The organism is Micromonospora sp. RTBAU3-60, assembly GCF_054963695.1.
The window spans coordinates 37,286-47,715 of sequence record NZ_JBUEGB010000049.1 but is presented as its reverse complement, the minus strand read 5'-3'; the positions used below and the strand labels follow the sequence as shown (position 1 = coordinate 47,715).

The window sequence follows — 10,430 nt, the reverse complement described above, 5'->3', positions numbered from 1 at the left end:
TTGAGGTCTTCTGTCAGCTCCGCAGGCGTTTTACCTCTCCGCCAGCCCGGCGGCGAGGATGTTCTTGGCGGCGTTGATGTCCCGGTCGTGCACGACCCCGCAACCCGGGCACGTCCAGGAGCGGTCGTTGAGGGCGAGGGTGGTGTTGATCCGCCCGCACACGGAGCAGGTTTTGGACGTGGGCAGCCACCGGTTGACGGGGATCACCTTACGCCCGTACCAGGTGGCTTTGTACTCCAGCATGCTGCGGAACTGACCCCAGGCCGCATCAGAGATGACGCGGGCCAGACGCCGGTTGCGGAGCATGTTCCGCACGCTGAGGTCTTCGATCGCGACCGTTTGGGTCTCACGGACGAGCCGAGTGGTCAGCTGGTGCAAATGGTCCCGACGCCGGTCAGCGATACGGGCATGAATCCGGGCCACCTTCAGCCGGGCCTTCGCCCGGTTCGCGGAACCGTCCTGTTTGCGGGACAGGTTCCGCTGCGCCTTGGCCAGCTTCCGCCGGTCGGCCTGCCCGAACCGCGGATTGGCCACCTTGCCCTGCTCGTCACTCACCCCGGGTATCGGGCGCGACAGGGTGAGCAGACTGGTGATACCCGCATCCACACCAACCACGGGCGCGACCGGCGGCAGCGGCTGCACCGTCGGGTCCTCAACCAGCAGGGACACGAACCAGCGGCCCGCAGCATCCCGAGACACCGTGACCGTCGACGGCTCCACCCCTTCGGGCAACGGTCGGGACCAGACGATGTTCAGCGGGGTGTTCATCTTGGCCAGGGTGAGCTGACCGTCACGCCACCGGAACGCGGAGCGCGTGTACTCCGCCGACGCCCTGGATTTGCGCTTGGACTTGAAGCGCGGATACCGGGACCGCTTGTCCCAGAACGCCACGAACCCGGCCTGCAGATGCCGCAACGTCTGCTGCAACGGCACCGAACTGACCTCGTTCAGGAACGCCAACTCCTGCGTGCGCTTCCACTCCGTCAGCCACCCCGACGACTGCACATACGTGGTGCGCTGACGGTCCACCGCCCACGCCCGGGTACGGGCTTCCAGGGCCCGGTTGTACACCACACGCACGCACCCGAACGTGCGGTTCAACTGCCCAGCCTGTTCATGGGACGGGTAGAAGCGGTACTTGTAAGCCCGCTTCACCACCTCACCCATGCCTCACATTCTAGCCAACGTCCATGTAGGACGATCACTGAGGGGAGGGAGCGGCGTTTCCTCCCGGCCGTAAACGACCGGGTTTCCACGCCGCAAATCCGATGACTGCAGTCTCGTAACAGCAAGCTGTCGACGGGCGGAGGCCGTCATTGCGCCGAGCGCGACGACGGCCTCCTCACCACGTCGTCGGCTTCGACCCGCACCAGGAGCTGCTCCTACTAACCGCCGGCCAGCGCGATGCGAGCGGCGCCCATGGGGTAGGGAAGGGATGCCGCAAGATCCGATGCCCGGCCGAAGGTCGCGGCGGCGCGTTCCGGGCGGCCGAGACGGGCGAGGGCGGCAGCGTGGACGGTCAGGGCGTCCACCTCGGCCAGGCGCTCGCCGGACTGGGCGGCGCGTTCCGCCTCGGTGCCGGCGATCTCGGCAGCGCGCTGGGCGTGGCCGGCGGTCAGATTTGCCCATGCCGTCAGCGTGGCGGCGGCGGCCGACGTCCCAGCGCCGGGCACCGGCGTGCCCAGGAGCCGTAGTGCCTCCTCGGGGCGGCCGTTGCGGACGGCCAGCTCGGCCTGCGCCGTGCGCACCTCTTCCAACGCCTGCCGGTCGCCGCTGTCCACCGCGGCCGCCTCGGCGCAGGTCAGCAGGCCGGCCGCATCGGTCGGGTCGGGTGCCATCCTGACCCGGGCCAGAGCCGCCAGCGCGAACGCCAGGGACCACTCCCCCAGCGGCTCGGCCAGCGACACCGCCGACACCGCCAGCCGCTCGGCCTCCTCGGATTCGTCGAGCAGCAGGTGGAGTTCGGCGAGGTTGGTTCGTTCGAACGCCATCGCGGTCGGGTCGCCGGCGTAATCGACCAGTTCCATGGCGCGCCTGCCGATGGCGCATGCCTCCCGCAGCCTGCCGCCACGTCGGGCGTTCTCCCTGGCCACCGAGAGCACGGTGCCCAGCAGGGCCGGGTCGCCGGCGTCCTCCGCGACGGCCAGCGCCTGTTCGGCCGGGCGGCCCGCCACGTCGAGCCGTCCGCTCAGGCCCAGGCTGGTCGCCTGTTGGACGAGCGCCCGGGCCAGGGCAACCTGGCCCGCTGGTCCGGCCATGCGGCGAGCCGCTTGCTCCGCGGCGACCGCGGCCACGTACCCGTCCTCGTAGCGGCCCATCACGAAGCACACCACGGAGCGGGCGGTGTCATGCGCGGCGGCCGCCTCCGGTGCGCAGTCGGCGGGCACCGGATATCGTTCGAGCACCTCCAGCCCCTCGGCCGGTCTACCCGCTCGCACCAGGACCTCGGCGAGCCGCCCGGCGGCCAGCGCCTCGGCATCCTGCTCCCCGGCCGCGCCGAAGTCCAGCAGCGCGGTCCGCGCCACCTCGGCGGCCTTCGCATAGCGGGCCATCCGTCGCAGTACGGCGACCCATTCGAGCCGGATCCGGGCGGCGGCCGGGTCATTCGCCGGGTCCAGCCGCGCCAGCAGGTCGCGGTAGTAGCCGTCGGCGCTGTCGTTCGCGCACAGGGCAGCGGCACGCCGGGCCGCCTGCAGCAGGAACTCCGCCGCGCGCGGATCGTCGGCCCGCACCAGGTGCGACGCGAGCGCGTCCACGGCATCGGGGCGATGCCGGAGCAGGGCGTCGGCGAACGCGCGGTGGAGGTGGCGGCGACGCACCCCGGTCAGGGCGTCGTAGCAGGTCAGCCGGACCAGTGGGTGGCGGAAGGCCAGCCCTGGAGCGGGACGGCCCGCAACGACGACGTCGCGTTCGACGACCAGCGATGCCGCCAGCACGGCGTCGAGGGCGTCGGCCGCGTCCGCTCCCGTCACCGGCGGGACGAGGCCGTGTTCGGCCACGTCCAGCACCACGGCCAGGGACGCTTCGCCGCCGGCGACCGCCAGCACCTCGACGAGCCGTCGGGCCGTCGCCCCGAGCCGTCCCAGGCGCTCGGCGACGAACTGCCGTACGCCCTCCGGCGCGCTCAGCTCCTCCGCGGGGGTCCCGTCGCGCACGGCCCGCGCCAGCTCGACGGCGAACAGCGGGTTGCCGAGCGAGAGCTCCCACACCCGGTCGAGGGCACGTGGTGTGTCCGGGCCGGATGGGGCACCGAGGACGTCCGCGGCGACGGCGAGGCACTCGTCCCGGCCGAGCCCCATCAACTCGACGCGTCGGGCCAGGCCCTGCCGTACGAGCAGGCCCAGGCTGGTACGGCGCGGGTCGCCGGTGCCCAGTTCCTCCTCGCGGTAGGTCACCACGAACCGCCAGGCGTGCCGGCCGGCCGCGGCGCGTCGGGCCAGGTGGCTCAGCAGTTGGAAGGATCCGGTGTCGGCGGCGTGCAGATCGTCCAGCACGACGACCACGGGTCCGTTGCCGGCTAGCTCGCCGAGAAGTGCGTCGGCGGCTCGGAACAGGCAGTCGCGCTCTTCCTCTGGAGTGCGGTCGGTGGTTCGGCCGCCCGGCCGGCCGAGTGACGGCAGCAGCGCGATGAGTTCGGGATACTCGGAGCCCACGCGGGCGCGTTCGGCGGGCGGCCGGTCCGCCAGCCAGCCGTCCAACGCCTCGGCGAACGCCCCGTACGGCGTGTGCCCCTCGGCCTCGTGCCCGGCGCCCCAGAGCACCAGGGCTCCGCTGGCCGCCGACCGTCGTGCCGCTTCGGCGGCCAGCCGGGTCTTCCCGACTCCCGCCTCCCCGCCGACCAGCACCACCGGCGGCCCGCCGGTCAGCATCAGTTCCAGGGTGCGTTGCCGTCCGCGCAGCGGTGCCGTTGGCGGGGTGCGGATCGCGGCCGGCAGATGGGGTTCGACGGCATGGGAGGCCGGTGGGGCCGGGTTGGCCGGGCTGCTGTCCAGGGCTAGGCGGTGCAGCCGCTCGGTCTCGGGACCGGGAGGAATGCCGAGCTCGTCGTGCAGCGCCTGCCGGCACTGGTGGTACTGGCGCACGGCCTGTCGCCTCCGGCCCGCGTGCAGGTGCGCGGCGATCAGCACGCGGTGGGCGCGTTCCTCGGCCGGTTGTTCCACCAGCGTCCGCTCCGCTGCGGTGACGGCCCCGGCGAGGTCGCCCACCGCGAGATATGCCTCCGCCAGCGCGACCTGCACCGCCTCCCGCAGTGCGGTCAACCGCTCGCGGCGCGGCGCAGCCCATTCCGCGTAGCGGTCCGCTGGCAGCAGCTCGCCGGTGAACGCGGCCAGCGCGTGCGCGAGCTCAGCGCAGCGGCCGTCGGTCAGCGCCGCCTCCGCCAGCTGTTCTGCGTGGTCGGCGTCGATCCACACCGTCCGCGGGTCGAGCCGCAGCAGGGCGCCCTCGCCGGTCAGGTAGGCCGACCGGGTGCGTGGGGCCAGGTCCGGTTGGAGCGCGCGCCGGGCGGCGTGCAGCGCCACCCGCAGGCTGCCCAGAGCGGCGGCCGGATCCGCGTCCGGCCAGCAGGCTGCCATGACCTGCTCGCGGTGCAGGCTGTGGCCGGGGCTCACCGCGAGCACTTTGACCAGCGCCTGGGCGCTCGGCCGGGTCCAGCGTTCGGCCGGCGGCGCCCCGCCGTCGCGGGTGACCCGGAAGCCGCCGAGCAGGTGCAGGCGTAGCAGTGGCGGATCCCCGGCGGCCGCTGCCTGGTCCGCACGGAGTGCGGTGGGCTGCGGCCGGCCCGGGGATCGTTGCACAGTGCGTCACTGTAGCCGGTAGGGACCGTATGCCGAAGGGCCAGCTCAGGAGGCGGTCACTGCCGCCACGGTCAGCTGGTGGATGCCGCTGTTGGACAGGTAGTAGCCGCCACCTGACAGCTCCATGGTCCGGTCGTAGCCGACGTCGTCGAAGTTGAGGGTGACCACCTCGTCCACCCCGTCGCCGTCCAGGTCGCCGGAGAAGTAGTTTCGGGCACCCATCAGGGCCAGCCTGGCAAGGTGGTTCGGGTAGTTGTTGCCGGCGGTGAGCACCGCCGGATCCCAGAGGTAGACGCCGCTCTGGACGCCGCCGAGCAGCAGTCGCTGCCCGTTCGGGCCGGCGATGAAGCCGCCGGTCTCGTTCGTCGGGAGGGTGAAGATGCGGTAGTCGCCGGCCGCGGTCCAGGTGTAGAAGGAGGCGGTGCCGGCCAGTATTAGGCCCTCGGGGCCGGTGAACCAGTTGCCAGTGGTCCCCAGCCCACCGGCGGTGCCGGTGTGCACTACCGCACCGGTGCGGCCGTCGCGGATCTCGACGATCGTGGACCACCCGACGGCGGCGCGTGCGATCCAGGTGTAGACGACCGCGTGGCCGTCGGCGTACGGGATCGCCGGCGAGGCGAAGGTGCCGTTCCGCAGCACGGTGGCGGAGAAGCCACCGTCCGGCGCCTCGGGGTTCGCCGTCCACACCAGTGAGCCGTCCTCGGCGTTCAGCGCGACGCCGTTCACGACCGGGGCGGCGAGGCCGAGGGATCCGACCGAGTTGTACTGGGCGTAGACCCGGCCGTCGGCGACCGAGACGTCGGAGAAGACCACCGCACCGGCGGCTGCCGGGGCGCCGTGTTCCCAGAGCAGCTTGCCGCGGCCGGTGTAGGCGCGCACCTTGTCGGTGGGGACGATGAGCTCGGCTTGGCCGTCGCCGTCGACGTCCGCGCCGGTCACCGAGCGGACGAACTGGCCGTCGCCGTCGATGTCCGCCGTGATCCGGCCGGTGGCGGCGGTCACCACCACGACGTCGGTGTCGGCGGCGACCAGGAGCTCGGCCTTGCCGTCACCGGTGGTGTCCGCCTGCTCGATGCGGTGCACCGGGCCCGGAAGCGTGGCCTTCCACAGCAGCCTGGGCTTGCCCGCCACCAGCGACGGGCCGTCGTAGGCCCACAGGCCGTGCGACTGGCCGCCGACGACCAGGTCCTTCGTACCGTCGCCGTTGACGTCCGTGGACGTGGCGTAGGCGAGATCGCCCTGCAGCGCGACGAGGTTCTCCTGGCGGCCGCTGCCCAGTCCGTAGGTGCGGATGTTCTGGTCGGCGTCGGCGGTGCGGACGTGCCAGCCGTCGGCGTCCTGGTAGGGCTGTGCGAACAGCGGCGAGGCGACCACGCCGGCCCGGGTCCAGCGCACGGCACCGCTCTCACCGGCCAGCGCGACCAGGGAGGCCATCCGGCCGCTCCGGTCGAGCGCGGTGTTCCGGTACCGGTCGTCCTGCGCCGAGGCGAGCAGCCGGCCGTCGGCGATCTTCAGACCCCAGATGCCGGGGCCGTCCTTGTGGTTGGCCGGGTCCCGCTTGATCGTGTACGACCACAGCTGTCTGCTGCCGTCGGCGCCGTCCAGGGCCCGCACGCTGCTGGAGTTGATCCACAGGTCGGGGTCGAGGGTGGACTCGCTGAGCACGTACTCGGCGTCGGGGCCGTTCTTGAGGTTGCCGATCGTCAGGCCGAGCGGCAGCGCGTTGGCCCGGGTGTTCAGGGTGGTGCGGGCGCCGGTCGCCGGGTCGTAGCCGGCCAACTCGTACGTCACGCCGTCGGTGAGGTCCGACTGTTCCAGCGCGACGATCCGGTTCCGTCCGGCGTCGTAGCGCAGCTGGCGGGAGTAGAGCGTGCCGTCGGTCTTCCATTTGACGCTACCGTCGGCGGTGTCGACGACCAGGGTGTTGCCCTGTGCCGGGGAGGCTGCCAGCTTCCGCTTGTTCCACGAGACCGCGAGCAGCCCACTTCCGAGGTCCGCCATGCCGCCCCAGATCACGCCGGTGCGGTCGCCGGTGGAGTACGTCCACGACTGGGTCGGGATCAGCTTCCCGTCGGCATGGTCGAAGCGGAGGCCGTACAGGGCTGCGGTGGCATCCGTGGCGGAGTTCAGGTTGTAGTACGGCGCGTCGCCGACCACGAGGGTGCCGCCGGCCAGCGCCACCCAGGCGGCATACGCGTAGAGCCTGCTCCACAGCGTCGCACCGGACCTGCCGTCCACGATCGTGACGAAGGTTCCGTTGGGCAGGGTCGAGCCCGGGCTGGTGAACGGACGATACGGGTTGATGCCCACGCTCGCCGAGAAGACCAGGTCGGCGACGCCGTCGCCGGTCAGGTCCCCGGTCGTGTAGCCCAGGTCGGACGTGGCGGTGAACGGGCTGACCGCGTTGTAGCCCATCAGGATCCTGGCCGGGTACGGCTCAGCTTGCCAGGGGCGGATGTTGGTGACGTTCCAGTCCCGGTAGAAGGAGGCGTTGTCACGGCTCCAGACCGCCGTACCCTCCTTGGTGAGGCGCTGCACGGTGCCGAGGCTGCTGATGGCGAGATAGTCGCCGGCGGTGCCGGCCAGCGCGGTGGTGTCGACCAGGCCGCGGACGCCCTCGATGGTCGACTTCGGGATCACGGACAGGGTGGAGTCGGTGCTGGCGTCGCCGGACCCGTCGTCCGTAGCGGAGCTGGTATCCGGGGCCGGAGCGGTCGGCTCGGTGTTCCCGGTGCTGTCGGCGGCGGTGTACGGGTCGAGCCGCACCCGCTGCTCCAGGTCCTGCAGTTGGCCGTCGGTCAGCGTCAGTACGCCGTCGCCAGCGGCGGCGTGGGCCGCGGGCGCGACGGTCAGTGCCAGCGCCGCGGCTGTCAGGGCGGCGGTGAGCCGGGCGGCCCGCTGGGAGAGGGAGGTCATCACTTGGTCCCCTGCGTGATACGGATGGCGGACTTGTCGGTCAGCACTCGCTCGTCGAAGGAGTACTGCAGTGCGTCGGTGCCGGCCTGGTTCTCGATGCCGATGGTGGCGCTCGAGCCGGCCTGGAGCGCGTTGGAGCCGATGCCCTGGTACTGCAGGGTGATCGCGCCGGTGGCCTCGTCGAAGACGGCCTCGAAGGTCACCCGGACCGAGGGGTCGGAGGCGAAGGCGGCGTTCTGCCAGACGATCGCGAACCTGCGGTCCCCGGTGGCGCCGGTGGTCGCGGTCCACACGCTCGACCGCTTGTCGAGTGTCAGGTCGTCCCAGAAGGCGGCGACGGTGCCGTTCGGCTTGGCAGCCGACGGGAGCGCGGTGTTGGTGTAGTCGCCCAGCCGCGGCTCCAGGAAGTTGACCAGGCCGTTCGTGGTCACGTTGACGGTCGTGTACGGCACGCCGTAGAACGTGACCGGGAACGGCAGCGCCAGCGACGCGACGTTCTCGTCTCCGGACAGCGCGATCTTGGTGCTGCCGCCGATCCACGCGTAGGCGGCCGGGGTGCAGCGGTTGCCGAAGCTGTCGCTGCGGGCCGGCAGCGCGGCGGTGACGGTCTCGTCGCCGTCGACGGTCAGCGGGCCGTTCCAGGTGCCGTTGCACAGGATCGGCGCGGCCGGGGTCGCGGACAGCGTGTAGGAGCCTTCGGCGACCTTCGCGAAGCTGAAGTGGCCGGAGGCGTCGGTCGTGACCGGGGCGACCGGTGTGTTGGTGACCCGGACGGTGGCACCCGGCAGCGGCTTGCCGGTGACGTCGAGGACCGTCCCCGAGACCAGGTGGACCGGCACGGCGGCCAGGGTGAAGGACTTGGTGACGTCGGTGCCGGCCGTCACCGGGTAGCCGGTCTCGGTCGAGCTGGCGTAGCCGTAGCCAGACACGGTGAACGTGTAGGTTCCGGCGGGCAGCGTCAGGCGGTACGAACCGTCGGCGCCGGTGGTGACGGAGCGGGTGGTGATGTCGCCGGCGGCCTGGACGGTGAAGCCGGACAGCGGTGCGCCGGTGGCCCGGTCGGCGACCGTGCCAGCAACGATCGCCGCGGTGTGCGGCGCGCGGTCCACGGCGGCGAAGATGTCGAGCTTGCCCTCGCCCCAGACGTTGTTGCGATCGGCCGTCCCGCCGCAGTGCGTGTCGTCGACGTTCCGCGCGGTCTGGTCGATCAGTGCGCGCGTCTCGTCGATGTTGCCGATCAGGGCGGGGGCAGCGGACCACAGGAGGCCGACCGCGCCGGCCACGTGCGGGGTGGCCATGGAGGTCCCGGAGATCACCCGGTAGGTGCTGCCCGGCCAGGTGGACCGTACGTCTACGCCGGGAGCCGCGATGTTCGGCTTCTCCGAACCGTCCACCAGGGATGGCCCGAAGCCGGAGAAGGACGCGATCCTGCCGGTGGAGTCGTAAGCGCCGACGCCGTAGGCCGGGGCCTGCGATCCGGGTGCGTGCGTGGTCGAACAGGTCGTGCCGTCACCGTCGTTGCCGGCCGCGAACGCCTCGAAGATGCCGGCGGCGTTCCACGCCTCGACGATGTCCTGGTAGAAGGTCGTGTCGCCGCCGCCCCAGGAGTTGTTGACGATGTCCGGGGCGAGGTCAGGGCGCGGGTTCTCGCCGTTGTGGTCGGTCGGGGCGAGGATCCACTGGCCGGACGCGAGCAGCGCGGAGTCCGAGCAGGTGCGGGACTCGCAGCCCTTGGCCGCGATCCACCTCGCGCCGGGCGCGACTCCCACGCCGCCCGCACCGACCATGGTGCCCATGGTGTGCGTACCGTGACCGTTGTTGTCGCACGGGAAACCGCCGGCGGAGGTGCACTGCCCGGTCGGGTCGTACCAGTTGTAGTCGTTGACGAAGGTGCCGTTGCCGACGTTGCCCCGGTAGTTGCCGACCAGCGCCGGGTGGTTGTACTGCACGCCGGAGTCGACGTTGGCGATGACGATGCCCTCGCCCCGGACGTCGTACTGCGACCAGACCTGGTCGGCGCCGATGTCCTTGACGCCCCACTCGGGGAGCACGGTGGCTTCGTCGCCGGTCGTCGCGGACGACGCGATCGAGGCGGCCTCGATGTTGTCCAGCTGGTAGCGCCGCTCGGGGACGATGCGGGCCACGTCCGAGCGTCGGGCCAGCAGGTCCACCAGCGCCTCGTCACCCGTCACCTTCAGGGCGTTGGCAATCCAGAAGGACTGGTAGCCGGCGTGGCTCTGGTCCAGGAAAGCCTGCAGCGGCGCCTGGCTCGCCTTCGCCTCGGCCCGCAGCGCGGCGAACGCAGCCGACGCCTTCGCCGCGTGGCCGCGCGCGCTGCGGGCTGCGGCAAGGTCGGCCTGCCGCGTCATGACGACGAAGAACGTGGCATCCGTGCCGTGCCCGAGGGCGTCACGCAGATCGGGGTCGACCTTCGCGGCCGCAACGCTCTGGGCCCGCGGGTCGTGGTGCGAGGGTTGCGCGCGCGCCGGGGCGGATCCCACGAGTACGGCGACCGCGGTGGCGGCCGCCAGCCACGCCGCGCGACTGCGGTGCGGCGATCGGGGCAGGTTCATGGGGGGCTCCTCGTAGGCGGTGCTGGCCGGGGGTGCCAGCTGATCGAGGAGGCTAGGGACAGGCCGTTACTGGCGGATTACCGGCCCGGTGAGATGACCTGGACTGGGCTGGCGTCGCCCGTAATCCCTCGGTAACGGCGCTCCC

At 71.9% G+C, this 10,430-nt stretch carries 4 protein-coding genes; all 4 read right to left on the bottom strand.

All coding sequences use genetic code 11. From position 1 onward, the window contains the following. Positions 1–30: 30 nt before the first annotated feature. A complete protein-coding gene (locus ACY34I_RS30330; protein ID WP_462758481.1) occupies positions 31–1,167 on the bottom strand; it encodes an RNA-guided endonuclease InsQ/TnpB family protein in 1,137 nt (378 codons plus the stop codon). Between the two features lie 218 nt (positions 1,168–1,385). Beyond that, entirely contained in the window at positions 1,386–4,796 is a 3,411-nt protein-coding gene (locus ACY34I_RS30325; protein ID WP_462758480.1) for an ATP-binding protein, read from the bottom strand. A gap of 45 nt (positions 4,797–4,841) precedes the next feature. Then, entirely contained in the window at positions 4,842–7,712 is a 2,871-nt protein-coding gene (locus ACY34I_RS30320; protein WP_462758479.1) for a hypothetical protein, read from the bottom strand. Next, positions 7,712–10,285, bottom strand: coding sequence for a S8 family serine peptidase (locus tag ACY34I_RS30315; RefSeq protein ID WP_462758478.1), 2,574 nt, complete (start codon positions 10,283–10,285; stop codon positions 7,712–7,714). Before ACY34I_RS30315 ends, ACY34I_RS30320 begins: the two co-directional genes overlap by 1 nt. Between the last annotated feature and the right edge of the window lie 145 nt (positions 10,286–10,430).